Annotated in this window: 24 protein-coding genes and 1 pseudogene; 10 read left to right on the top strand and 15 right to left on the bottom strand. The window is 40.9% G+C overall.

Annotation, left to right across the window (positions count from 1 at the left end; all coding sequences use genetic code 11):
* Positions 1 to 168: 168 nt before the first annotated feature.
* Positions 169 to 789 (top strand): hypothetical protein, encoded by a 621-nt coding sequence (locus QFZ87_RS05985; RefSeq protein ID WP_309859059.1) that lies wholly within the window; start codon positions 169 to 171, stop codon positions 787 to 789.
* 82 nt (positions 790 to 871) lie between these two features.
* Here the strand turns inward: QFZ87_RS05985 and gloA2 are convergent, their stop codons facing one another.
* Together gloA2 and wecB are read right to left on the bottom strand one after the other, a co-directional pair.
* Positions 872 to 1,258 (bottom strand): SMU1112c/YaeR family gloxylase I-like metalloprotein, encoded by a 387-nt coding sequence (gene gloA2, locus QFZ87_RS05980; RefSeq protein WP_309859056.1) that lies wholly within the window; start codon positions 1,256 to 1,258, stop codon positions 872 to 874.
* A gap of 15 nt (positions 1,259 to 1,273) precedes the next feature.
* Complete coding sequence (gene wecB / locus QFZ87_RS05975) at positions 1,274 to 2,425, bottom strand: non-hydrolyzing UDP-N-acetylglucosamine 2-epimerase (protein ID WP_309859051.1); 1,152 nt, start codon at positions 2,423 to 2,425, stop codon at positions 1,274 to 1,276.
* A 250-nt stretch (positions 2,426 to 2,675) separates the two neighbouring features.
* Here wecB and QFZ87_RS05970 point away from each other — a divergent pair, with 250 nt between their 5' ends.
* The 3 genes from QFZ87_RS05970 (at position 2,676) to zupT (ending at position 6,213) form a co-directional block, all read left to right on the top strand.
* Positions 2,676 to 4,052 (top strand): S1C family serine protease, encoded by a 1,377-nt coding sequence (locus QFZ87_RS05970; RefSeq protein ID WP_309859047.1) that lies wholly within the window; start codon positions 2,676 to 2,678, stop codon positions 4,050 to 4,052.
* A 236-nt stretch (positions 4,053 to 4,288) separates the two neighbouring features.
* A complete protein-coding gene (gene tagU / locus QFZ87_RS05965; RefSeq protein WP_309859044.1) occupies positions 4,289 to 5,224 on the top strand; it encodes a polyisoprenyl-teichoic acid--peptidoglycan teichoic acid transferase TagU in 936 nt (311 codons plus the stop codon).
* Positions 5,225 to 5,403: 179 nt separating this feature from the next.
* Positions 5,404 to 6,213 carry a zinc transporter ZupT gene (zupT, locus tag QFZ87_RS05960; protein WP_309859041.1) on the top strand — a complete coding sequence of 270 codons (810 nt, stop codon included), beginning with the start codon at positions 5,404 to 5,406 and terminating at the stop codon, positions 6,211 to 6,213.
* Positions 6,214 to 6,694: 481 nt separating this feature from the next.
* On the opposite strand, the gene rbsK is transcribed toward zupT, so the two are convergent.
* The 7 genes and pseudogenes from rbsK to QFZ87_RS05925 all read right to left on the bottom strand — a co-directional run bounded on the left by rbsK (position 6,695) and on the right by QFZ87_RS05925 (position 13,779).
* On the bottom strand, positions 6,695 to 7,618 hold the full coding sequence (gene rbsK, locus QFZ87_RS05955) for a ribokinase (protein ID WP_309859039.1): 924 nt from the start codon (positions 7,616 to 7,618) through the stop codon (positions 6,695 to 6,697).
* A 65-nt stretch (positions 7,619 to 7,683) separates the two neighbouring features.
* Positions 7,684 to 8,643, bottom strand: a complete 960-nt coding sequence (locus tag QFZ87_RS05950; RefSeq protein WP_309859036.1) for a substrate-binding domain-containing protein — start codon at positions 8,641 to 8,643, stop codon at positions 7,684 to 7,686.
* Positions 8,644 to 8,661: 18 nt separating this feature from the next.
* A pseudogene (locus QFZ87_RS05945) lies at positions 8,662 to 9,643 on the bottom strand (ABC transporter permease).
* The gene (locus QFZ87_RS05940; RefSeq protein WP_309859033.1) at positions 9,636 to 11,132 is read right to left on the bottom strand and encodes a sugar ABC transporter ATP-binding protein; all 1,497 of its coding nucleotides are present in this window, start codon (positions 11,130 to 11,132) and stop codon (positions 9,636 to 9,638) included. Before QFZ87_RS05940 ends, QFZ87_RS05945 begins: the two are co-directional and overlap by 8 nt.
* 32 nt (positions 11,133 to 11,164) lie before the next feature.
* The gene (rbsD, locus tag QFZ87_RS05935; protein ID WP_309859030.1) at positions 11,165 to 11,563 is read right to left on the bottom strand and encodes a D-ribose pyranase; all 399 of its coding nucleotides are present in this window, start codon (positions 11,561 to 11,563) and stop codon (positions 11,165 to 11,167) included.
* Positions 11,564 to 11,598: 35 nt separating this feature from the next.
* Complete coding sequence (locus QFZ87_RS05930; RefSeq protein WP_309859028.1) at positions 11,599 to 12,621, bottom strand: LacI family DNA-binding transcriptional regulator; 1,023 nt, start codon at positions 12,619 to 12,621, stop codon at positions 11,599 to 11,601.
* 240 nt (positions 12,622 to 12,861) lie between these two features.
* On the bottom strand, positions 12,862 to 13,779 hold the full coding sequence (locus QFZ87_RS05925; protein WP_309859025.1) for a serine hydrolase domain-containing protein: 918 nt from the start codon (positions 13,777 to 13,779) through the stop codon (positions 12,862 to 12,864).
* A 135-nt stretch (positions 13,780 to 13,914) separates the two neighbouring features.
* Here QFZ87_RS05925 and QFZ87_RS05920 point away from each other — a divergent pair, with 135 nt between their 5' ends.
* Positions 13,915 to 14,475, top strand: coding sequence for a glycerol-3-phosphate acyltransferase (locus QFZ87_RS05920; RefSeq protein ID WP_309859022.1), 561 nt, complete (start codon positions 13,915 to 13,917; stop codon positions 14,473 to 14,475).
* A gap of 68 nt (positions 14,476 to 14,543) precedes the next feature.
* Here the strand turns inward: QFZ87_RS05920 and QFZ87_RS05915 are convergent, their stop codons facing one another.
* Complete coding sequence (locus tag QFZ87_RS05915; RefSeq protein WP_309859019.1) at positions 14,544 to 16,046, bottom strand: YifB family Mg chelatase-like AAA ATPase; 1,503 nt, start codon at positions 16,044 to 16,046, stop codon at positions 14,544 to 14,546.
* Complete coding sequence (locus QFZ87_RS05910) at positions 16,031 to 16,639, bottom strand: transposase (protein WP_309859015.1); 609 nt, start codon at positions 16,637 to 16,639, stop codon at positions 16,031 to 16,033. Before QFZ87_RS05910 ends, QFZ87_RS05915 begins: the two co-directional genes overlap by 16 nt.
* 252 nt (positions 16,640 to 16,891) lie before the next feature.
* On the opposite strand from QFZ87_RS05910, the gene QFZ87_RS05905 reads away from it, so the two are divergent.
* Positions 16,892 to 17,200, top strand: coding sequence for a hypothetical protein (locus tag QFZ87_RS05905; RefSeq protein WP_309859012.1), 309 nt, complete (start codon positions 16,892 to 16,894; stop codon positions 17,198 to 17,200).
* Positions 17,201 to 17,319: 119 nt separating this feature from the next.
* Here QFZ87_RS05905 and QFZ87_RS05900 read toward each other — a convergent pair whose 3' ends face one another.
* Complete coding sequence (locus tag QFZ87_RS05900) at positions 17,320 to 17,760, bottom strand: ferritin-like domain-containing protein (RefSeq protein WP_309859010.1); 441 nt, start codon at positions 17,758 to 17,760, stop codon at positions 17,320 to 17,322.
* Positions 17,761 to 18,166: 406 nt separating this feature from the next.
* Here QFZ87_RS05900 and QFZ87_RS05895 point away from each other — a divergent pair, with 406 nt between their 5' ends.
* Positions 18,167 to 19,060, top strand: a complete 894-nt coding sequence (locus QFZ87_RS05895) for a cell wall-binding repeat-containing protein (protein WP_309859007.1) — start codon at positions 18,167 to 18,169, stop codon at positions 19,058 to 19,060.
* Complete coding sequence (locus tag QFZ87_RS05890; protein WP_309859004.1) at positions 19,053 to 19,964, top strand: N-acetylmuramoyl-L-alanine amidase family protein; 912 nt, start codon at positions 19,053 to 19,055, stop codon at positions 19,962 to 19,964. Before QFZ87_RS05895 ends, QFZ87_RS05890 begins: the two co-directional genes overlap by 8 nt.
* Before the next feature lie 100 nt (positions 19,965 to 20,064).
* Here the strand turns inward: QFZ87_RS05890 and QFZ87_RS05885 are convergent, their stop codons facing one another.
* From QFZ87_RS05885 to QFZ87_RS05875, 3 genes are all read right to left on the bottom strand, one after another.
* Positions 20,065 to 21,405, bottom strand: coding sequence for a sensor histidine kinase (locus tag QFZ87_RS05885; protein ID WP_309859002.1), 1,341 nt, complete (start codon positions 21,403 to 21,405; stop codon positions 20,065 to 20,067).
* Position 21,406: 1 nt separating this feature from the next.
* Positions 21,407 to 22,084, bottom strand: coding sequence for a response regulator transcription factor (locus QFZ87_RS05880; RefSeq protein WP_309858999.1), 678 nt, complete (start codon positions 22,082 to 22,084; stop codon positions 21,407 to 21,409).
* Between the two features lie 73 nt (positions 22,085 to 22,157).
* Positions 22,158 to 22,673 (bottom strand): hypothetical protein, encoded by a 516-nt coding sequence (locus QFZ87_RS05875; protein ID WP_309858997.1) that lies wholly within the window; start codon positions 22,671 to 22,673, stop codon positions 22,158 to 22,160.
* A gap of 246 nt (positions 22,674 to 22,919) precedes the next feature.
* Between QFZ87_RS05875 and QFZ87_RS05870 the strand changes: the two genes are divergently transcribed.
* Both QFZ87_RS05870 and QFZ87_RS05865 read left to right on the top strand, forming a co-directional pair.
* A complete protein-coding gene (locus QFZ87_RS05870) occupies positions 22,920 to 23,489 on the top strand; it encodes a sigma-70 family RNA polymerase sigma factor (protein ID WP_309858995.1) in 570 nt (189 codons plus the stop codon).
* A complete protein-coding gene (locus tag QFZ87_RS05865; RefSeq protein ID WP_309858993.1) occupies positions 23,479 to 24,537 on the top strand; it encodes a DUF4030 domain-containing protein in 1,059 nt (352 codons plus the stop codon). Before QFZ87_RS05870 ends, QFZ87_RS05865 begins: the two co-directional genes overlap by 11 nt.
* Positions 24,538 to 24,552 lie beyond the last annotated feature (15 nt).

The raw sequence follows: 24,552 nt of genomic DNA, 5'->3' as shown, positions 1-24,552 counted from the left end.
TTTCCATTTATTACTTCCACAATACATGAAAAAGTTCCTGCCTGCCATGGACTACAAACGGAAAGAAATCTAAGTCTTAAGACGTATTTTTCATTTATGGGCTTTTACCCAAGAAAGATAGCAAAAGAAACATAGGCTAATGGATAAAGGAAAAGAGGAGAGTGAGAAATGATGTATCATCCTTATCACATGCCCGTTCCCCATCAACACCCTTTGTTAAGACAACACGGAGGCCAACACCATTCTGGCAACCCGTCTCACCATGGAAACCAATCACAGCATTGGTACCCTCCACAACATGGAAGTCAGTCACATCATGGTGGATCATCCTACCATGGGAACCAGCCTCATCATGGCTATCCATCTCACCACGGAGACCATTACAATCATGGACAGCAATCAGATTCCGGCTTTGGCCTAGGGCAATTAGGAGCAGGGCTCCTGGGTCTCGGGTTAGGCTATTTAGGTTCGGGACTTCTCAGCGGAGGTGCGCCTGGCTATGGCGGATATGGGCCTGGGCAGGGATATTATGGATATGGTCCGGGAGTTGGAGCGCTGGGAGGTATTGGAGTCCCTCCTCTAGCAGGGATAGGCTCTATGGCATCCTTCGGAGGTTATCCTGGGTTAGGATTAGGTACCCCAGGTTACCCAGGAGCAGGAACCGGCCCACTAAACCCATATAGCCCCTATCCCCTAAACCCGAATATCGGCGGCTACGGCACCTGGTCACCACATGAATACGGGATACCAGGTGTCAGGCACCACTCGTGGACAGTTGTCCACCCCTGACGGATCACACATGTAAAAAAAAGAAGCAGTTAATCCACTTGAGATTACCTGCTCCTTCTTCTTTATCTATTCTTAACTATTCTTATCGCTCGTAAAGTTCGATGGGTAATCCGTCTGGATCAGCGAAAAACGTAAATTTCTTGTTCGTCAAATCATCTATACGAATAGGTTCAACCTTGATTTGAAGGCTTTCCAAATAGGATACGGCGCTTTCTATGTCCTCTACCTCAAACGCAAGATGCCTTAATCCAGCCGCTTCCGGATAACTTGGTCGAGACGGCGGATCTGGAAAGGAAAACAACTCAATCTGATAGTGATTGTTGACTTCCAGATCCAGTTTATAGGAATTTCGTTCCTCCCGAAAGACCTCACTAATAGGCCTCAACCCTAAAATCCGCACATAGAAATCCTTTGATCGCTCATAGTCCGAACAAATCACCGCAATATGATGGATTTTCAGTAATTTCATTAACTACACAACCTCTTACTTGTTTGGACCGAAATCATCTGGCTTCTCTTCGTTTCTGCCGAAGTGATAAAGAATGGCTTCCACAATTCGTTTTGAGGCAAAGCCGTCTCCATATGGATTAGATGCCTTAGCCATTTTGTCGTGCGCAGCTTTGTCAGATAGTAACTCGTCTGCTAAACCAAAGATGGTTTCCTCATCGGTGCCAGCCAATTTTAATGTACCGGCTTCAATACCTTCCGGACGCTCCGTGGTATCACGCAGAACAAGAACAGGAACACCCAGCGATGGCGCCTCTTCCTGTACACCACCCGAATCAGTTAAAATCAAATAAGCTCTTGATGCAAAATTGTGGAAATCAATTACATCTAGCGGCTCGATTAGATGAATTCGGTCATTTTGCCCCAGCACCCGGTTAGCGATTTCACGTACAACAGGGTTCATATGAACAGGGTACACGACCTGAACATCCTCGTGTTTCTCCACGACACGACGAATCGCGCGGAACATGTTTTCCATTGGCTCTCCCGTATTTTCACGACGGTGTGCCGTCATGAGCACCAAACGGTCATCTCCCAGCTTCTCTAATACCTGGTGAGAATACGTGTCCTTCACCGTTGTTTTTAAGGCATCGATGGCAGTGTTACCTGTAATAAAGATGGCCTCTTCTTTTTTATTTTCAACCATAAGATTTTGTTTTGATTGAACCGTTGGTGAAAAATGAAGATCAGCCAATACACCCGTTAACTGACGGTTCATTTCCTCAGGGTACGGTGAATACTTATTATGCGTCCGTAAGCCTGCTTCCACATGTCCAATTGGAATTTGGTGATAAAAAGCAGCCAAGCTTGCCACAAAAGTAGTCGTTGTATCGCCATGTACCAACACGATATCTGGCTTTACTTCAGCTAAAACTTGATTGAGCCCTTCTAAGCTACGTGTAGTCACATCGATCAAGGATTGTCTTGCCTTCATAATGTTTAAGTCATAGTCAGGCGTAATCTCAAAAATATTTAACACCTGGTCAAGCATTTCACGGTGCTGTGCAGTAACCGTGACAATTGACTTTATTTGATCTGGATATTTTTCTAGTTCTTTTACAAGGGGAGCCATTTTAATGGCTTCCGGTCTCGTGCCAAACACTGTCATAACCTTTAATTGATTTTCCATAAAAACCTCCAAGTTGATATCTATAGCCATTATACCTCTCTCTTGTCTTTTTGAAAAATTCCTGTCGAATCATGCTCAATTTTAGTCCATGCTTTTTTACCCTTTTTCAAGAAATCTTCATAAAGAATTCCCATTTACAATGATCATTCTCGAATTTTCATAAAATTTTAATGTACAATATTACCTTTCACCCAAATCCGAATATATTGCAGAGTGCATTGTAAATATCAATTAAGAGGTGAATTATATTTTGAAGAAAAGGGCCCTTTTTACCATACCTTTAAGCTTAATCCTCATAGCAGTAATTGTTACCTCCTTCTTCCTAATAAATATCAAACCAGCGACGGGCAACATTGCTCAAGCGCAAAAGTTAGCGGAATACACAAAGCCGGCTGTTGTTCGAATCCTTGATTATGCGGTCGTAGAATGGCAGTTTAATAATCCCAATGACCCTGAAGTAATGGCCATAATGGAACAGATAAACTATCAATCTGTTCTTGGTGGTTCAGGCTCTGGTGGGATTATCAGCTCCGATGGCTACATCGTAACAAATGCTCATGTAGTGGAAACGACGCAAATGAAAGATGAAGACATTGCGAATGCAGCCTTTGAACAACTCGTTGGGATTATGGCAGACTATTTTAAAGTGGATTATGATACCGCCTATGAATATATGCTGAACTACACACAATACACGGGTGTGAAAAAGGTATTAAAAGTTATTTTACCAGGTGGAGACGTACTTGATGGCGAGGTAAAAAGTTACGGTGCACCAATTAATGAAGGAAAAGATGTCGCCGTTTTAAAAATTGAAGGCAAAAACCTGCCAACCTTACCACTTGGAAACTCAGACAATATCCAAAACCAAGACAATATTTGGGTCATTGGTTACCCGGCGGCAGCAGACTCTGACCTGTTATCACCTGACTCTTCTTTAGTTTCTTCCATGAATGCAGGGCAAATTTCTGCTACTTCGAAAAAGACGGACCAAGGAAGCCCAGTCATTCAAATTAATGCGGCTGCCACCCATGGCAATAGCGGAGGCCCTGTTATCAATGAAAAAGGCGAGATTATTGGATTGCTCACCTTTAGAGGTGATACCGTAAACGGCCAAGAGGTCCAAGGCTTTAACTTTGCCGTACCAGTCAACACGGTGAAGGAATTTGTGAATCAGGCCGGTGTTAGAAATACGAAAAGTGAAACAGATAAGCTTTATCAGGAAGGCCTAGAATTATACTGGGGCGGCTATTATAAGCATGCTTTAGAGAAATTTGAGGCAGTGCAGCGAATCTATCCAAATCACTCTGAAATTAAACAATATATTGCTAATTCCGAGAAAAAGATGGATAGCAGCAAGACATTGTGGTCTGATTATGCAACGATTTTCTATATCATAGATGGTGTGGCAGGGTTGCTTATCCTTGTACTATTGGTGTTTACCTTTGCGGTTAAACCGAAAGGACCCGCTGCAGTAGCAAGTGGTCCTACGCCTCCAATACCTGGAAGTGGCGGCTTATCCGACCTTAATGGGGATGGGAAAATTGATGTCCAAGACATTCTACACGCCCTACAGGAACAGCAGCGAAAACAAAATAAAGACGACAATAACAATAATCATAACAATTAGCAGTAAGGAAGTAGACTCGTAGAGGTAGCTAAAGGGGATATTTGCGAGGGCCTTGAAAGATAATTGAGGTGCAGTTTAAACTGCACCTCATTTTCTTTTGAATAAAATAAAATTTACGAACAATGGGATTTTTTCACGATAGGTGTTACAATTAAAAAAACAACTTTATATCGCACACTATAAGCTTTATTCTCCTTAGAAAAGACATACTATCTTACATTTTTGGGGGTCTTTCGATGTCATCTGTTCGTTATAAAGATAAGAAAAGCAGAAAATGGGTAAAGGTAACAGGAATTATCCTATTTTTCCTTGTGATTGCGGGAGGTGCTTATGCCTTTACCGTATATAAGTCACTTAAAACTGCGGTGGTAACGATGCACCAGCCCGTTGAGCGAAAAATACAAGTCATAAGGCAAGAGCCTGTCGTCTTTGAGGAAAAGGATCCCTTCTCAGTTTTAATGCTTGGAGTCGATGAGCGGAAAGGTGACAAAGGACGGTCTGATACAATTATTGTGCTGACGGTCAATCCGAATACCAATTCTGTAAAAATGCTTAGCATCCCACGAGACACACGAACGGAAATAGTAGGGAAAGGTTCCGAGGATAAGATTAACCATGCCTTTGCTTTTGGCGGCGTTCCCATGTCCATGGATACCGTAGAGAAATTTCTCGATATCCCAATTGACTATTACATGCAAATTAATATGGAAGGTTTTGAGGATATTGTTGATGCCGTTGGCGGTGTTACGGTTCAGAATGACTTGGACTTCACCCAAGAAAGATTTCATTTTGCAAAGGGAGAAATAACCTTAAACGGCGAACAGGCACTAAGTTTCTCTAGAATGAGACATGAAGACCCGCGAGGTGATTTTGGACGGCAATCCCGTCAGCGTCAAATTATCCAAGCAGTAATCCATGAAGGGATGAGTTTATCCAGCCTCACCAATTTTTCTGATATATTTACTGCGCTTGGAAAAAATATCAAAACCAATCTTACTTTTGATCAAATGATAGATATTCAGAAAAACTATAGAAATGCAGGAAGAAACATTGAACAAATGGAAATAAAAGAAACCGGAACGATGATTAATAAAATCTACTATGGTTTAATTTCGCCAGAAGAAAAACAAAGAATCCAAACCGAGCTAAAAAAACATCTAGAATTACAATAGTAGTTCAATAGCTTAGCAGGCTGGCTCATAAAGAGTCAGCTTTTTTGATGCGCTTGGAAATCACTTTCCATTTGTTGTTTACAGGAAACATTTCTGTGTTAGTGCATATAAAAATATAACCAAAAATGAAAAGTTCATGAGAATTTGACAATAAATTTCAAAAAGGGAGAGAATCGAAGGTGACTGAAAATCTGTTGTTGGCATTCGGATTAACCTTATTTGCTGGCCTTGCAACCGGGATTGGGAGCGTTCTTGCATTCTTTACATCCCATACCAATACAAAATTTTTATCGGTGACCCTTGGTTTCTCAGCAGGTGTCATGATTTATGTGTCTATGATTGAAATCTTTGTTAAAGCAAAGGTTGCCCTTGTTGACGCCTTAGGCTTAGGGCCTGGCAGCTGGGTAACAGTTGGTGGATTTTTTGGCGGCATGCTGCTGATTGCCAGTATTGATAAATTTATTCCTAAACAAAGCAATCCCCATGAATTGAAGACAGTTGAAGATATGAATAGTCCCACTAGTCCAGGAAAAAAACAAGATTTATTAAAAATGGGGACTTTTACTGCTTTGGCTATTGGTATTCACAACTTTCCTGAAGGGATCGCCACCTTCACTTCCGCCTTACAGGACCCGGCACTCGGTATTGCCATCGCTGTTGCCATTGCCATCCACAATATTCCTGAAGGCATTGCCGTATCTGTTCCCGTTTATTTCGCAACAGGTGACAAAAAAAGGGCCTTTAAGCTTTCATTCCTGTCTGGTTTATCCGAGCCAATTGGCGCATTAGCGGCCTATCTATTCTTAATGCCCTTTCTAAATGACATTATGTTCGGGATCATTTTCGCTGCCGTTGCTGGCATCATGGTTTTCATCTCCCTCGACGAACTACTGCCGGCGGCCAAAAGATATGACGAAGCCCATTTATCCATCTATGGTCTAATTGGTGGTATGGCGGTTATGGCCCTTAGCTTATTACTATTTATCTAAAAAACAGTCGTAGCGGAAACTTCCCGGCAACAACCGCCCACAATAAAAATCTGGCCATAAGAAAATCACAAGCTCCTTGGTCATCCCGATTAAGAAACTTGTTATTTAGCGGAGCGCAGAAAGATATAGTCGCACTTAAGAGTACATCCTTTAGTAGCTAGGCAACCTTGCCTTGGGCATTAGAAACTGTCCCTATTTACCGGTCGTGCACTTTTTCTTTTAGCTCGGGCATTAGAACCTTCTTCTAGTTACCGGTCGCTCACTTTTTCTTTTAGCTCGGGCATTAGGCACTTCTTCTAGTTACCAGTCAGGCTTCTTCCCATTGAATTGGGACATAAAATTCCATACTATCAAGGACTGTAGCTGTGACAAATCTTTTACTTTCTAACCTTTAACAAAAAGACAGCGAGCAGCACTGCTCACTGTCTTTTCCACGTGGACAGTGTCCACGGATGGTGCCTGACACCAAAGATGGTATTTTTTAAGCCTTTTTAGCCATAAGTTCTTCTACTTCATTCTGGTATGGCATCGCAGGTGCGGTACCAATTTTGGTGACGGATAGGGCTGCTACTGCGTTGGCGTAGGTCATTGCTTCTTGGACCGAATGGCCGTTGCTTAGTGCGTGAGCAAAGCCTCCATTAAAGGCATCTCCTGCTCCAGTGGTATCAACCGCTTCAACCTTAAAACTAGGTACAAGCTCTCCACTTCTGCCACCAGTATAAAGGTACGCGCCCTTTGAACCTAGCGTGATAATTACTGTACCCACACCTTGGTTGTAGATTTTCTGTGCGGCAACTAAGGCAGATGCCTCATCAGTAACTTCTACCCCCGTTAACTCAAAAGCTTCTGTTTCATTAGGTGTAATATAGGCGATATTAGAAAGTATTTCTCTAGGAAACTCCTGATAAGGAGCAGGATTTAAAATAACCGGTACATCCCATTTCTTTGCTAGACGTACCGTTGTCACCACTGCCTCAATACTGGTTTCTAATTGAACTAACACAACGTCAGCTTCTTTGAATGTTTCTTCAGCAGCCACTACTTCTTCTTCCGTAATCGTACCGCATGCCCCTAATGCCACCACGATGCTATTCTCGCTCCGGTCATCAACAGCAATTAATGCAGCCCCAGTCGCTTGATTAGGGTCCACTTTCATAAATTGGGTGTTTACTTTTTCCGCAGTAAAATGCGCCAAGGCCTCTCTTCCAAAAAGGTCATCTCCCAATTTAGTAACAAACGTTACCTCTGAACCAGAGCGGGCCGCTGCCGTTGCTTGGTTCCCTCCTTTTCCACCAGGTCCCATCTTGAATGGACCACCTAGAACCGTCTCACCTGGTTTTGGAAGATGTGGGGTACGACTCATTAAATCGACCACATAGCTTCCCACTACTACAACCTTTGACATGAAGAAACCTCCCTTTAAAGTAGTAAAAACGCAAATTTTATGCGTTTTTACTACACGTTTTAAAATTACTTCGTTTTAACCTCATTTACGTTCTTAGGAGTCACAAGTGTTGAATCAAGAATCACTTCTTTATCAACAGATTCCTTTTTAGAAATTTTTAAAGCCGTCTTAACAGCTTCTTTTCCTAGGAATACAGGTGGTTCAGCAATAGTTGCTTCTAATTTCCCACCCTTAATCGCTTCGATAGCAGGGTCAACTGCATCACAACCGATTAGAGTAATTTCATCTAGTCGGCCTGCTGCCTCGATTGCAGCTAGGGCACCAAGAGCCATTTCATCATTTGCTGCGTATACACCATCAATCTTAGGGTTTGCTTGTAAAATATCTTCCATTACTTTCATTGCTTCACCACGGTCAAAGTTTGCAGCCTGTCTTGCCACCACTTTGAACCCAGGATTTTCGTCCATCACAGAATTGAACCCTTTACTTCTGAACTGTCCTACGTTTGTTCCTAGAATCCCTTGAATTTCAACAATGTTTCCTTTACCGCCAAGAGCTTCTTTTAAAAAGTTACCAGCAATCTTACCAGACTTAAGGGCGTCAAAACCAATATGGGTAACTACTTCTCCGCCATTTGATTGACGGTCAATTGTAAATACCGGAATTTTTGCATCGTTAGCTTTTTTCACGCCTTCTGCGATCGCATCACTATCGGCAGGGTCAATAATTAGTACATCGATATTCTGCTCTAAAAGGTTTTCAACATCTGCTAATTGTTTACCAGGATCGTTTTGTGCATCTGTTACAACAAGATCAACTTTATCTTCCTTCGCTTGTGCTTCTGCCCCTTCTTTAACGGCTACGAAGAATGGATTGTTTAAGGTATTCATGGACAGACCGACTTTTAGCTTGCCATCCTTAGATTTAGAACCGGATGTTTTTGTACTTGAACCTTCGTCCATACTGCAACCAACAAGACCAATAATAATCGCAAATAATGCCAACAAAGAAATAATCTTTTTCATCTTAATACCCCCAATGTTTTATTTTTTAATTTTTGAAAACTTACTATCTACTAATACAGCAATTAGAATGACAAGACCTTTAGCAATACTTTGATAGAATGGAGAAACGTTCATTAAGTTAAGAACATTATCAAGGACCCCCATAATTAAAGCCCCGATAAGCGTACCCGTAACTCCACCTTTTCCCCCTGCTAAACTAGTCCCCCCAATAATAACGGCCGCGATAGCATCCAACTCAATTCCTGTACCCGCAGTTGGCTGAGCTGACATTAATCGTGAGGTATAAATAATCGCGGATAAAGCTGAAAGCAAACCTGAAATTCCAAAAACAGCTATTTTAATGGCTCTCACATTAATACCTGCAAGAATAGCCGTTTCCTCATTTCCACCGATGGCAAAAGATATAGCGGCCAAAACTGGTGTATTTTAACATCCAATACATGAATCCAAAAACAACAAACATAATGATAATCGGAATAGGTACTCCAAAGAAACGACCGCTCCCAATATAACGGTATGGGTCATTACTTACTACTAATGGATATCCTTTCGTATAAACAAGCGTCATCCCTCGTGCAATAACCATAATTGCGAGGGTAGCAATAAATGAAGGAACACCAAATCTTGCTGTAATAAAGCCATTAAAAATTCCGAAAAGAATTCCTACGCCAAGTGCAGCTAGGAGTGCTAATGCTAGCGGCCAACCTGCTGTCAATGCTCCTGCTAAAATCGCTCCAGAAAACGCCATAACAGCCCCAACCGAAAGATCAATACCTGCAATTAAAATGACGAGCGTCATCCCGCTTGCAATGATGGCAATAATGGATACCTGACGAAGCACATTCATCACGTTGCTCATGGTAAAGAAAACATCTGACAAAACCCCTGCAATCCCACACAGTACAATAAAAATCAATAATACTCGGTACTTTTCAATGAGCGAAAGCCAGTTAAAGGCTTCCTTTTGCACCTCTTGCTTAACAGGTGTCGTATTAGGCATTCGTCACACCCCCTGATGCGTAATAAAAGATTTTTTCTTGAGTCGCTTCTTGCTGACTGAGTTCAGCCGTTATTCTTCCTTCATTCATGACTAAGATTCGATTGCTAAGACCGAGTAATTCCGGCATTTCGGAAGAAATCATGATTATGGAAATCCCGTCTTCTGTAAGCCTTTTCATAATTTGATAGATTTCAGCTTTTGCACCAACATCAATACCCCTTGTTGGTTCATTTAAAATCAACACTTTCGGATTCATCTGAAGCCACTTTCCGAGGACCACTTTCTGTTGATTTCCTCCACTTAGCGTCCTAACTTCTACGCTCGAATCATGGACCTTTATTTTCAGATCCTTGACCCATCGGTTGACGATCTCATCTTTCATTTTCTTCTTCGAAACTCCAAACCGTGAAATCTTCCGGTAAGACGGTAAAAGAAGATTTTCATAGACTGATAACCCGAGGACTAAGCCTTCCTGCTTACGGTCATCTGTTACAAGAGCAATACCTGCATCTATGGCTCCCCTTGGGCTCTTTACTGTCTTCGAATCTACTTTTACGGACCCGCTCATATTGTTGTATAAGCCAAATATCGCTTTTGAAAGTTCCGTCCTTCCAGAACCCATTAATCCAGCAATGCCAAGAATTTCTCCTTTTTTCACGGAAAAATTAATGTTATGCAGCATGTCCGGAACCGAGACATCTTTTACCTCAAGTAAAACATCATTAGCAGGATTACCCTTCTCTGGATACAAGTCAGTCAGTTCACGGCCCACCATCATTGTAACCATATCATCTTTTGTAACGTCTTTTACCAGGGCACTCCCAATGTATTTTCCATCCCTTAATACAGCGATCGAATCGGCAACAGCTTGGACTTCTTCCAAGCGATGGGTAATAAAGATCACTCCCATTCCCTGTTGCTTTAAGTCCTTCATAATGGCTAACAGTTTACTAGTTTCTTCATCATTTAAAGCAGCAGTCGGCTCATCCATGATAATGATTTTAGAATTAAACGAAAGGGCCTTGGCAATTTCAACTAATTGCTGCTCTGCCACAGAGAGGTCGATGATTTGATCATCCGGTGAAACTCGTGTTAACCCTACCCGGTCTAGCCAAGTTCTTGTTTCGTCCTTAACCTGTTTACGGTGAATGATCCCTTTTGTTTTGCGAGGCTCGCGTCCGATGAAAATATTTTCGGCTACACTCATATGCGGAATCAAATTAAATTCTTGATAGATAATACTGATTCCAAGACTTTGAGAGTGTTTGGGCCCCTCAATCGTTACAGGTTCTCCATTTATATAGATTTGCCCATTACTCGGCTGATGAACGCCTGCAAGCACCTTCATTAACGTGGACTTGCCAGCCCCATTTTCGCCAAGTAAAGCAAGGATCTCTGACTGATTTACATGAATAGATACATGATCAAGAGCTTTCACTCCAGGAAACTCCTTCGATATTTCCCTCATTTCAAGTAATGTTGTACTCATTCATCTGTCCCCCTTTGAACGAGCTTTCATTTTTAGTAAACAACTCCTGCTACTAAAATAACATTGGCATACCCAGTAAACTCACCTGTTCGAATTAACCCTCTTGCTTGTTTGGTTTGTTGTTTAAACTCAACATGTGGAACGTATTCAATAGGAATGTTTTCAAATCGACTTACAATTTGATCATGCATTTCTGGACTGACAGTTTTGACTTCCTCTGCTAGAATGACTTTCTCAACCTCAAGTTCTGTCAACACCGTATCTAGCGTTTCTAAAAATCCGGGTACACCTTCCTTGAGTGCCAAATCGATTCGATGGGTCACATTTTCAGGAATAGGTAAACCAGCATCTGTCACGACAACATAGTCTGTATGACCCGTTTCAGAGATTAATTGATTAATTCTTGGATTTAAAATTCCGCCTTTTTTCATCGTATGTCTCTCTCCTTTTGGTGAAATGTAAACGTTTAGATTTTTATTTTTACCTGGCAGGATTCTCGAATTTTTAATTCAGGTGATAAAAGATACTCTCTCTTTGGAAGATCACCCTTCACATTCATTCGTTCGTAAAGTAATTGGACAGCAATTTCACCAATCGTCATCATAGGTCTAGATACTACGGATAATCTTGGTTTGATAAATGTAGCAATTTCCACATCATCAAATCCGATGAAGGATACCTCTTCTCCTAATTTCCAATCTAAATCTATTAAGCCCTTTATACACCCAATCGTCATAAGATTGTTTGATGAAAAAATTGCAGTGGGTCTATTTTCTGAATCGTACAGTTCATGAGCTGCCGAATAACCGCTGCCTTCCATAAAATCTCCTTGAATAACCAAGCTTTCATCAAAAGGAATATTATATTCCTCAAGTGCTTTTTTATAGCCTAAAAACCGTTCAAGTCCAGGAGTCGTTTGTTGTGGACCACAAATTATAGCGATTCTTCTATGCCCTTGTAAAATGAGGTGCTGAACTGCCTGATAGGAACCATTCACATTGTCAACCAACACGGTATCCACATCAAATTTCTTGATGGCCCTATCAACAGCGACGATGGGTATACCTTGGTCCTGTAAGAGTTTAATATGATCTCCCGTCTCATTTGCTGTTGTAATAATGACGCCATCTACACCGCGTTCAATAAAGATCTTCACGATTTCTTCTTCTACCATAGGTGATTCATTTGTACTACTTAGGATGGTGTAATACCCCAGTTCTCTCGCCTTTTGCTCAATTCCAGAAACCACTAGCGGAAAAAATGGATTTTTAATGTCTGGCACTATAATGCCAATGGTATGTGTTTCTTTTCTTTTCATACTTCTTGCTACAGCGCTACGGATGTAACCAAGATCATTGATAGCGTTTACAATTCGTTCTTCAGTTACTTTTCGAACTCCACCCTGGTTATTAATTACCCTCGAAACCGTAGCAATTGAAACCTTCGCAAGCTTTGCAACATCTTCAATTGTTGGTTTGTAATCCATCATATGTAACCCCTAAAATGTAAACGTTTAGATTTATGTTTTAAAAAATAATAGACTTAAAGTTTCTAGTCTATTGGTTATGTATTCTTCAAATGTAAACGTTTAGATTTTTTATAGTTTGATAATATCACCGCCTAGCATTAAAATGCAAGAGGGTTTTTTTAATATTTTAAAAATTTTTAAAACATAAACATCTTTCTTATAATGTAAAGCTATTAATGACACAACCTAGTTTTCTATCCCTCATTGTAAACCACACTTTTTAAAGTACCTTAACGGTTTAAATGTATCGTTGTACAGTTCACTAGTAAATGTAACGATCAGTTGATTTTTAGGGGCGACAATAATGTATTGCCCTCCGTATCCCATGGCAAAATAGGCCGGTGGCTGTGCTGGCTGATGATCATCATCGGTTAGGATCCACCAATGATAGCCATAAGAGCCAATTTTATTATAGGTATGAAAACGTGGAATCGTAGACTCTATCACCCAATCCTTCGAAACAAGCTTATGCCCGTTCCACGTTCCTTCCTGTAGCATCAACCGCCCTAGTTTCAGCAAATCTTCAGCCTTTAATGACAACCCAAATCCGCCAATTACTATCCCTTTCGCATCCGAATACCATGTATAGTCCTTTATGCCCAAAGGGTTAAATAAGTAGGCTTCAGCATACTCTGTTAGAGACATACCTGCAGCTTTTTGGAGAATGGCACTTAACATTTGGGAGCAACCTGAATTATAGTGCATACTTTCTCCTGAAGGCTCAACCATGGGTCTTTCTAGAATGAACCGAACCCAATCCCGCGAATTAATCATGGGCATCGGTCTCCCACCCCAGCTGGTAAATTCAGGCCAATCAAAGCCGGGAGTCATCGTAAGCAGATGCTCGAGCGTCAATTGCTTTTGCCAGTCAGTCAGGTTCGAAAAAAAGTCAGCTATTGGCTGATGAACTCCCTCTAAATCACCACGATCAATCGCAATCCCTACTAAAATAGAGAGCACACTCTTCGTAACAGAGTTTACTTTATGTTGTTTGTCCTTCATTTTATTATTTTTATAGTATTTGAGAACTAAAGAATTCTCATACTGGATAAGACATGACGTGATCTTTTCCTTTTTTATCTTTTTCTCTAATTCAGTTAAAATATCAATTGAAATCACTGTTTTTTCACCTCAAAATAAAATCAGCGAGCTTTTGCTGATTTTTTCCTTCATAGAAAACAATTCTACCTATGTCCTTTAAGACCTCTATCTTTTTTAAGATTTTTTCACTTATAAACTTATGGGAGTGAGCCAATGATTTATCTTTATCTAGTAATTTCTTATTTAATCGGCAGTGTCATGTTCGGATATTTGGTCACAAAGATGTTTTATGGTAAGGATATCAGGCATCATGGGAGCGGAAATGTCGGGGCAAGGAATGCTGGGCGGCTACATGGAAAAAAAGCGTTTGTTCTCATCTTTTTAGGAGATGCCTTAAAAGGCGTTTTTGTAGTATGGATCGCTCGTTATTTAGAATTTTCCGAGCCTATCGAGCTGCTAGGGTTAGGAATGGCAATTATCGGTCACCTCAAGCCGGTCACCTTAAAGTTTAAGGGTGGGAAAGGAATCTCCACCTTTATTGGGGGTATAATTATGCTTGAACCACTCCTAATCCCTGTCATTATCATAGGATTTCTGGTCCTTTATCCTTTTACCAAAAGCTTTACTTTTGCAGGATTGGGGGCATTTCTGCTTATTCCTGTGTTCCTAGTAATCAACCATACTGGTTGGATTAGCTGCGTCATTGCCGGGTGTCTCCTTGTGATTATTCTATTGGCGCATTCTGGGAATATTAAAGAGCGGTTGAATAGATAAATCGAAGGATAATCCGTCCCATATGGACAATTGCCCACGGAGGGTGTCAGGCACCAAGCCTTCCACCCTTACCTGGTTCTAGACAAATTAAGTTCCATTGCCTCAGCAATACTTTCGTCTGTAATGGTAGGACTTTCTTGCAGGTCGGAGATAGTGCGGGCAAGCCTGATAATTTTAATTTGGGTTCGATTACTCAGATCTTCTCTGAACGACAGCTGTTGAAGGTTCCATTGTTGTTCTTCATTTAAGGGGCTTGTTTCCATTAGTAAATCAACCGGAACTCTACCATTAGTAATCTCTATCCCATAACGGTCATACTGTCTTTTCCTAGCTTCCTCTACTCTCTTCTGCACCACTCTGGATGAATCACTCGCCTTGATATTCATACCAGTATGAATATCAACAGGTCTTAAGGAAAGCTTGATATCAAATCGATCCCTAAGTGGACCTGAAATTCTGTTTTGATAAGAGGTAATCTGCTTCTGAGTACATGTACAATAATGAGTATTTGAACCAGAATAACCACAAGGACAGGGATTCATGGCCGCAACTAAAATAAATGATGCGGGATAAGTAATAGTAGCATGCGTACGACTAATAGTAATCGCTCCATTTTCTAAAGGCTGTCTTAGCATATCTAATGTTTTTTTCGTAAACTCTCCAATTTCATCAAGAAATAGTACACCCCTATGCGCTAAGGATATTTCACCCGGCATTGGATATTGACCACCTCCTACAATCGATATCCCTGATGCAGAATGATGGGGATTTCGAAAAGGTGGATTATTTGTATGGGGATAGGCTGTTCGACTGAGCTGATACAGGCTCAACACTTCAAGCTGTGCTTCCTTTGTTAGAGGAGGTAGAACAGAAGGAAAGCACCCAGCCAACAAGCTTTTACCACATCCCGGAGGTCCTGTCATCAAGACATGATGTTCCCCCGCTGCAGCTATTTCTAATGCTCGTTTTGCAACACTATGACCTATGATCTGCTCTAAATCAATATAATCATGACTGCAGATTTTAACCTCTTCTTGTTGTACTAAAGATGGAGGTTCCCATTGTCCTTCCAAATGCGCAATCACATCCTGCAATGAAGACACATAAATAATTTCCATTGGTGCAAGGTCTAACAATGGCAACTGTCTATCAAACGGAATATAAAGCTTTTTGATACCCAATCTTTTAGCAGCGAGTACAGCAGGCAGCAACCCTTCAACGGGCTGAATGGCGCCATCCAATGATAAAGAACCTAGAAAACCGGTATTTTCAGGGATAAAAATAATTATTTCATGCAAACTCAACAAAACCCCTATGGCCATCGGCAGGTCCAACAAAGATCCCATTTTCTTTTGGTCGGCTGGCGAAAGGTTAATAATAATTTTATTGCCTGATAAAATAAACCCTAAGGTACGAAGTGCTACATTGATGCGTTCCTTCGCTTCTTTAACAGCCGCATCAGGTAGTCCAACAATTTTAAAAGAATCACTCCCCACATACGAGCCTACCTCAACATTCATCCGATACCCTTCCATCCCCTTTAAGCCGATACTTGTTACTTTTGCCCACATGGCAAGTCCATCTCCTTTTCAAAATAAATCTTGCCCTCTTTCCAAAAAAACGTATCCAATGGAGAGGAGCTCATATATTCTTGGTATTGTAGGCTTGCGGGTTCAGGAAAATGGGAAAGCAGTGTTTGGGTGTAAAGAATTGGGGAGTGTTTTCCAAAGGCGTAAGCGTGATAACTGCTCCATATGTAATCTTCTGGAGCGGCTGTTATACCTGCAGTTACTGGGTTTAAATGAATATATTTACTTACATCAATTTCATACTCTGGTGTGGTGATTAATTCTGCCCCGTAACGCTTTTCAAAAACATGACCAGAGAATTCATATTTCTTGTTAAAAAACTTTGCGTACTTGGTATTGAGATTTTTCATAATGATACTAAGTGAGGTTTCAACGGTTTCAATTTGTAGGTGGGTGTGATTAGTCATAAGGCAGTAGGTATGGAGAAAAAATGGGTAGGTGCTTTTCGTATCTTCTAGTAATTCTAGGTACTTCTTATAATCTTTCTCTTCAAAAAATAAAGGACTTCGTCTAATTCCTCTACTCGTAACATGATATTTCGCACCCTCGAACCAAGTGCGTCCTTTTCGGACCATCACAATCACTCCTTTAATTCTCTATTTATAACCACTAAAAAAAATTCGACACCATTCCCAAAAATCCTCCAATCTTATCAAATTAAATAATCCATTATAATGTCCACCCTAGAAAGACAATTGTCCACGGGTGGTGCCTGACACCAGATAAGTTGCAATCAAGTTACGATTCCCTAAATAATGTATAAAAAGTCCTAGGCGGTAATATTTATTTGTATATGGCGGATTGTTTTTTGACTACATCTGGGGGGGATGCTTCTGAAGGCGATTAGAATCATACAATGGTTGATTGGGATTTTCCTTTTCGTGTATGGGGTGTATCTTATTTTTGGTGTACAGGAATTCTTTGGTACGTTAGCCATCATTGCCGCGTTTTTAATCTTCCCTAGCCTTGAAAAAAAAGGCCAAACCGCTGCAGCTGCCTCTAAAAGTTATAGCAACGACCCTTATCACGCCTCTGCCTTTAACAGTATTGATTCCGACGAATCCGATGATAACGATAATGGCAACTCTAACAATGACAACGATAGAGACTATGGTGGAGACTCAAATGACGACTAACTACGAAAAGCGCTGGAGCTGGACAATTCTCGAAGTCGAATTTTTCACTTTCCTATAGTCAAAAAAAAAACAGGGCTGAACCCGTGAGAGTATCCTCCAGAGTCAGCCCTGTTTTTTTCTTATTTATTTTTTGTAAAATAATACAGGAACCACACCGCATGATTTTGCTCGTCTGCTGCCGCCCGGCGAAAAACTTCCTTAATGTAAGGATCCGTCGCTTCATCGGCTATATCCAGATAAAAATCTACTGTCTCCTGCTCATCCACTAACGCAAACTCCAGACCCTTTACATACGTATTCGGACACTCCTCCGTGATTTTTGGCTGAGGTTGCCTGCCCATAAGACTTGTATAGATCCTGACGAATTGATGGTAATGCTTCTTCTCATCTTCACGTATTTCAAGTATTTGTTTCCGCTGCTTTTCCTTTGTTGCCATTTTAGCAATTTTTTCATAACACTGAATCGCACCATATTCCCCATTTATCGCTTTTTCAAGATCCTGGATCAGCTTATTTTGTTGTCTACTTAATGCATCAGAGTAATTTGAATAAGGATACATAGCTCTTCCCCTCCTTGTTCCTACCTATCCCTATCTTACTAATGACTTGGTCATTGGGTGCCTGCCCAAGTCGGATAATTTTTTAAAAGGCACGTTTCGTGGTTATTCAACAAAATTCCCACCTAATCAACTGTTTTATTAAATGGCCCCAATAACGTATAGATAAGCGTTTTCAAAACTAAGGAAGAAAAAAGATTGTCGATTTGCGCTTCACAATCTTGAAAATACAGTTTAATATAAAATTAACAAATTTAGGATACACTCGTAGTTTTTGGTAAGTAACTACACAAGACCTCTAGAGCAAAAGGAGTGTGAGAAATCTAGTAGAGGCAGGAATACAGTTCTGAATCTCGAGACTGTAGCGACTCTTTAGAGTGACACTTAGCACAGAAAGGGAATTTTAGCGTTGAAGAAGAAAATTTTACTCTTATCAATTTTTGCATTATTACTCATGAACTTGGGGATAGGTTTTTCTCCGTCCTATGCAGCGACTACAGGCTGGAAGCTGGAAAACGGAAAGTGGTTTTATTATCAAAATGATGCTCCTGTAAAAGGATGGATTTTCATAAGGGAAAAATGGTATTACCTTGATGCCAAAGGGGTTATGAAGACCGGGTGGCTCCTTGACAAAGGAAAATGGTATTACCTGCAGGCAGATGGTTCAATGAAAACGGGCTGGGTGAACATCAGTAATAAATGGTACTTCCTTCAAACAGATGGTTCGATGAAAACCGGGTGGTTGTTACTAGGAACGGATTGGTATTACTTAAATTCAAGCGGTGAGCGAACGAGCGGCCTTCTTTCCATTAATTCCAAGCAATACTATTTGAACAATGATGGAGTTATGCTTGCAAACAAATGGCAGGATGTGAATGGTAAGAAGTACTACTTTAAGAACGATGGGTCTGCTGCAACCAATGTAACCGAAATTGCTGAAAAAAAATATCTGTTTACCACAGATGGAACTCTAGCCTTCGGGTGGAGACTCGTAAATGGAAAATGGTATTTTTCAAACACAGAAGGACTTGTTCAAGCTGGCTGGATTATCGACAAGGACAAGAAATACTTCTTAGATCCAAATGGAGTAATGTTAACAGGTTGGGTTGAGGAGCAAGGGAAGAAATACTATTTTAATAGTAGTGGCGCGTTAACCACAGGAATGACCACATTGGATAGTAAAACTTACTACTTTAATAACGAGGGAGTTCTGAACACTGCAGGCTGGGTTATAGCAGGCGCCAAGAAATATTACGCAGATAATGCCGGTGTTCTAAAAAAAGGGCTGGCTCTTATTGAATAACACCTGGTACTATTTAGCAAGTGATTTTTCCATGAGCACAGGCTGGGTGCGTGATGGCGGAAAATGGTACTATCTTGATAATCAAGGCCAAATGCAGACAGGCTGGGTACTGGATAGCAATAAGAAGTATTATCTAAATGGCAGTGGGGCTATGCAAACAGGCTGGCTCAAATTAGATGGAAAGAGGTTCTACCTAAACCAGACAGGAGCCATGGTAACCGGTTGGTTCCAAGATAAAGGGCTTTGGTACTATTTTGATACTAACGGTATCATGCAAACAGGCTGGGTTACCGTGAATAATGAAAAATTCTTTTTAGATCCAAACGGTGTCTGGGTCCCGATTACAAATGATTTAAATGGGAAAACAATTATCATTGATCCCGGACATGGCGGATATGATAGCGGTGCTAATGCTGAAGGAGTATATGAAAAAAATATTAATTTACAAGTAAGCTTGAAATTTGCGGATGCACTAAGAAGTCATGGTGCAACAGTGTATATGACAAGAAGTAAGGATGAATTTATTTCATTAGATAATAGAGTGATATACTCCAACTCTATTAAACCGGACGCTTTTATCAGTATTCACGTCAACTCCTCTACCAGCACAAGTGCATCAGGTATTGAGACCTATCACAATTCTGAGGACGGTGTCATGCCGGTGGAAAGCAAGCAATTAGCGACATTGCTCCAGAACGAACTCATTAAAGCAACTGGAGCCTTTAGTAGAGGAATAAAGGATGAGAGCTTCAGAGTGATTAGAGATAATGAAGCACCAGCTGTCTTAGTGGAAATTGGCTTCGTCTCTAATTCGACGGAACGAGCCAACCTGACAACCGACACCTACCAGAATAAATTAGTCACTGGATTGATCAATGGCGTATTGAAGTTTTTCAATCTGTAAGTAAATTGGACAAGCATTGGGGACGTCCATGACGGGTGCCTGATAACACAGATGATACCAAAAAGAAGATACCTCGCCGGATTGGCACGGTATCTTCTTTTTATTTGTTTGTTTTTAGGTTTTCCTTCAAGAAAATTTGGAACACCGCTCCTCCCTGCCCCCGATTAAACGCAGTAATCGAACCGCCGTGTCCCTCAATGATGGCCTTGGTTATAGCAAGGCCAATTCCCGAGCCGCCTTCATCACCGCTATAAAAACGGTGGAACACCTTTACCTCTTCTCCGGGTGCAAATCCCTTTCCATCGTCCGCCACCTCCACCACGACAGAAGTTTCATCCTCTGATACTTCAGATATGACGGAAACAGTGGATCTCGCATATCGGATCGCATTCCCTAATAAATTGATGAACGCCCTTTTCATCTTTTCTCCATCCACCAAGACCAGTTCCTCCACTCCACTATCAATATCGATCTCAATCCCTCGTTGTTCAGCCAGTGCCAAGACACTCTCTACAGCCTCCCCAACAATCACATCTAGTGACTCCCGCCTAAACACAAAGCTTTCCTCGACACTCTCCAGCTTCGCTAAATAAGTGATACCTTCGACAATCCGTTTCAAGCGTTGACTTTCGGCAATGATTACATTGAGACTGGCAGTCACGTCTTCACCAGTCACCACTCCGTCCAAAATCCCCTCAGCATTTCCCTGAATCGCCATTAACGGAGTCTTTAACTCATGTGAAGCATTCTGAAAAAAGATTTTTTGATCAGCATCATACTGCTTCAACCTTCGAGACAACGCATTAAAGCTGGCGGCTAATTCTCCCACTTCATCCTTTGACTCCAGCTTAATCTCCTGGTCCGCACCTTTAAGCGAAAAATGCTTCATATGCTCCGTCAATCTTCGAATCGGCCGCGTTAAGCTCTTTTTGAAAAAGACACCCAAACCAACGGCAATTAACGCTGAAATAACTAAACTAAATAACTGTGACCTTCTCATAAGACGATTAATTTCTTTTATTTCATCAAGTCTCTGGACCAGAGTGACATATCCCTTTGTTTTCCCATTCTTAGAAGAAATCTTTACGGTTTCGAAGATAAACCTTCTCTCCGGATCCTTCCTAAATTCATTGAGGGCCGCATCTTTTAAATCCGTGTAAACAATTTCCTGATTCTTGTTCCAAATAATCAATTCCGAAGAAAGCAACCGTTCCGACAGCACCAGGGCCTTGCGGTTCACCAGTTGTTCTTTAACCGTCAGACTTGATAGAACCGTCTTCCCTAGTAATTGACTCACCACACTGGCTTCCTTATGCAGCTGCTGCTTTGTTTCATGAATTAAATAACGCTGGGCAATGAAATGAAAAGTTAGGCTAGTAATCAAAAAAATACTAATAATTAATAGAAAATAGGTGAATAAGAGCTTTGCGCCAATTTTCATTTTAATCATCCACCCTGTATCCATAACCCCAAATTGTTGAGAGTTCAACCGAAGACTCGTGCTGCTCTAGCTTTTTGCGAACGCGCTTCACAAGATCATCAATCAGCCGACCATCCCCGGTATATTCATACCCCCAAATAAACTCAAGCAGTTCTTCCCTCGTGAACGGCTTTCCTTTATTCCGTGCTAGAAAAATAAATAAATCATATTCTTTGGCTGTTAATTTGATTTCCAGCCCATCTTTTTCTATGTATCTCCGCTCAAAATCTATCGTTACATCACGGATTGATAGCATTTGCGGTTTACTTACCGCTGTTTTTTCCATCCGTTTAAATATATTTTTAATTCGAACCATCAATTCTCTTGGACTAAACGGCTTCGTTAAATAGTCATCGCCGCCAAGCTCTAGGCCTAGAATCCGGTCAAACTCCCCGTCCCGCGCCGAGACAAAAATAATCGGGATCTCGCTCGATTTGCGAATTTCTTTACAAAGCTCGAGCCCATCCATATGAGGAAGCATGATATCAATCACCAACAAATCCGGTTTTAAACGCAGCATCTCCTGATAGACATTCTCCCCATCTGAAAAAAGTGTGACTTTGTAGCCTTCATTTTCCATGTATTTTTGCAAAATATCGCGGATATTCTTTTCATCATCTATCACAAAAATATGCTTCATAACGGCTTCACCTCGTCCCTATTATATAGTAAAAAAGAGATAGCATTCTAACACTATCTCTTTTCGAACGATACTATTTTAAACCGGCAATCATTTGATCTAGCAGGGCCAACTGCTCTTTCAATATCTCGTTGACTTGTTTCTGAGCGGCAATGACCTTGTCGAACTGTTCCGTTGCATCGCCCGTTTTTACCGCCTCCTTCAGTACCTTCCTCTCATCCTTTCCCTTTGTTATTAAGGCATTCAATTCGCCATTTTTTGTTTTCAACTGCTTCTTACTTTCCTTGACCTGCTTCAGAGCCTCTTTATTTCCACTCTTTTTTGCAGCTACAAATAGATCGACTAACTGGTCCTTTTTCTCGACCATTTGTTTTTTCAAGTCTAACCGCTCTTCACGCAGTTGGTTGACCTGATGGATTTGCTCCTGGTATTTCTCTAGCTTCTCAAACTTTTTCCCAGCAAGAGCCTTTGATTCTTTTGCTTCAACAGTTTGAGGGTTTTCTGCTGCATATGCACTCTGAATTTGATAGGTCCCGCCTAACAGCAACAAGGCGCCAATTCCAACAGCCAATCCTTTTTTCAGGTTCATCTTTATCTCTCCTTCGCTTGTCTTACTTACCCTCTCAGTATAGCCAAAGGGTTAGGCAGAACTTCGGAATAAATGTGTGAAAAGTGTGTGAAAAAGTTAACCTCTTCTTCGAGGAAAGCGAGGACCTTCAACAGACATTTTAACAAAGCCTTTACAGAGAAATGGTACTATTAAACTTAACAGGGATTTTTCGGAACCTAAACCACTTCGCTTCGTCTAAGTTTGTAGGAAAGGGGGAAATCAAAAGTGTATGTAATAAAAAGAAAAGAACATTCGACACCTAATGAAATTAGCTATTTATCTAAGGATGATCAGCTTGCATGGTTAATGGATGAATATGGAGATATGGTCGTCCGACTGGCGTTTACATATGTCAAAAATAAAGAATTGGCCGAGGATATCTCACAGGAAGTATTTATCAGCTGCTATAACCACCTAGACGATTTCCAAAACCGATCGACCTATAAAACCTGGCTATATCGCATCACTGCCAATAAATGCAAGGATGTCTTGAAAAGTTGGTCGTATAGAAACCTTCAATACAAAGACTTTTTACAAATGATTTTAAAAAGTGGGGCACCTACAGCAGATATGAAAATGATTGAGAATGAAGAGAAAGAGTTAATTTTTCAACAAGTGCTCACTCTCCCACTTAAATTGAGAGAAGTGATTACCCTTTACTATTATGAGGAATGTACCGTCGATGAGATTGCCAAGCTTTTAAATCTCAATACCAATACAGTAAAAACCAGGCTTCATCGCGGAAGAAATTCATTAAAAACATCATTAAAGGGGAGCAATATTTATGAAAAATAATGTGAAGTACCCTAAATCTGTATTGGATGAACTACAATTTAAGAACGAACATAAGCAATATGTTTTAGATAAAATCAAGCAGCAAAACGGTGATGACCGATTGGTGACAAAAAAGAGAACCTCGAGGAAAGTGCTCTTCTCAAGCATCACCGCTGCCGCTATTTTTGTCATCTTAATTGGGTCTGCCAACTTGTCACTCGGTGCGGCCAAAGTAGCAGCGAAGATCCCTTACTTCCATTTGTTTATCCAGCAAGAAGAATATAAACATGCGGCTGCAGAAGTGATTGGCGATGTCGCCAACGCCAAAGGGTACCAGCTAGGCTCATTTGAATTATCCATACCTGATAAAGAAGTGAAATTGGGGTTGCGGTATTCAAAGAGTGATTACAACAACATCAAGGGCCATGTGGAGAAAAATGTGAATAAAGCTTTAATTGCCAATAATTTTGGAAGCTTTGATATTATCACCAAGCGTGAAAGAGTCATCGTTCCTGAAAAGGAAGATCCAAAAGTTGAGAAGTATCAAAAGGAAAGTGAAGCCCTTCAGCAGCAAATTATCGCCTATCTTGAGAAAAATCATTACGAGATGCCCTTCCCAGTAGAGGCTAGAATTAATCAGTTTGAGAGATTCATCTATGTAGCGATTCCAAAAACAGAAACAAGAACCGAAGAACTGAAGCAGTTCCTCGACACCACAACCGCTTTGTATGGCGGCAAGTTTAAGTATCGAATCAGTAAAATCGATATGAAAGCGCGCGAACAAGAATTACGCTGGGGGAAAAATAACATCATTAGTATTCTTGTAGGCGGTCTTATGGCGAACAAAGAGTTTAAAGTGAGTGGCTTTTCTTATTCCTTCCACCCGCTTCCACTGCAAATTACGATTAAGACATCCGTTGATTCATCCGACGACGAGGCGAAGGATCTCGCAAAACGTATTGAAGATGAGATTAACAGCTTTATTCAAACCGATGACATAACCAAAGAAGTTCGGAACGACCCATACGAAATTACCATTTTGAGTAAAGATAAAAAGAAAATCAATTAAGACGAAGGGGGCTAG

This window comes from Bacillus sp. SLBN-46 (assembly GCF_031453555.1).
Taxonomy (GTDB): Bacteria; Bacillota; Bacilli; order Bacillales; family Cytobacillaceae; genus Neobacillus.
This window is presented reverse-complemented; position numbering and strand designations above follow the sequence as displayed.

Coding starts and splice junctions, on each gene's coding strand:
- QFZ87_RS05875 (WP_309858997.1), bottom strand. CDS start 22,673: ATGAACCTGAAAAAAGGATTGGCTGTTGGAATTGGCGCCTTGTTGCTG.
- QFZ87_RS05950 (WP_309859036.1), bottom strand. CDS start 8,643: ATGAAAAAGATTATTTCTTTGTTGGCATTATTTGCGATTATTATTGGT.
- tagU (WP_309859044.1), top strand. CDS start 4,289: ATGTCATCTGTTCGTTATAAAGATAAGAAAAGCAGAAAATGGGTAAAG.
- QFZ87_RS05905 (WP_309859012.1), top strand. CDS start 16,892: ATGCTTCTGAAGGCGATTAGAATCATACAATGGTTGATTGGGATTTTC.
- QFZ87_RS05900 (WP_309859010.1), bottom strand. CDS start 17,760: ATGTATCCTTATTCAAATTACTCTGATGCATTAAGTAGACAACAAAAT.
- QFZ87_RS05930 (WP_309859028.1), bottom strand. CDS start 12,621: ATGATGGATTACAAACCAACAATTGAAGATGTTGCAAAGCTTGCGAAG.
- QFZ87_RS05985 (WP_309859059.1), top strand. CDS start 169: ATGATGTATCATCCTTATCACATGCCCGTTCCCCATCAACACCCTTTG.
- QFZ87_RS05880 (WP_309858999.1), bottom strand. CDS start 22,084: ATGAAGCATATTTTTGTGATAGATGATGAAAAGAATATCCGCGATATT.
- wecB (WP_309859051.1), bottom strand. CDS start 2,425: ATGGAAAATCAATTAAAGGTTATGACAGTGTTTGGCACGAGACCGGAA.
- rbsD (WP_309859030.1), bottom strand. CDS start 11,563: ATGAAAAAAGGCGGAATTTTAAATCCAAGAATTAATCAATTAATCTCT.
- QFZ87_RS05885 (WP_309859002.1), bottom strand. CDS start 21,405: ATGAAAATTGGCGCAAAGCTCTTATTCACCTATTTTCTATTAATTATT.
- gloA2 (WP_309859056.1), bottom strand. CDS start 1,258: ATGAAATTACTGAAAATCCATCATATTGCGGTGATTTGTTCGGACTAT.
- QFZ87_RS05940 (WP_309859033.1), bottom strand. CDS start 11,132: ATGAGTACAACATTACTTGAAATGAGGGAAATATCGAAGGAGTTTCCT.
- QFZ87_RS05915 (WP_309859019.1), bottom strand. CDS start 16,046: ATGTGGGCAAAAGTAACAAGTATCGGCTTAAAGGGGATGGAAGGGTAT.
- QFZ87_RS05910 (WP_309859015.1), bottom strand. CDS start 16,639: ATGGTCCGAAAAGGACGCACTTGGTTCGAGGGTGCGAAATATCATGTT.
- rbsK (WP_309859039.1), bottom strand. CDS start 7,618: ATGTCAAAGGTTGTAGTAGTGGGAAGCTATGTGGTCGATTTAATGAGT.
- QFZ87_RS05920 (WP_309859022.1), top strand. CDS start 13,915: ATGATTTATCTTTATCTAGTAATTTCTTATTTAATCGGCAGTGTCATG.
- QFZ87_RS05865 (WP_309858993.1), top strand. CDS start 23,479: ATGAAAAATAATGTGAAGTACCCTAAATCTGTATTGGATGAACTACAA.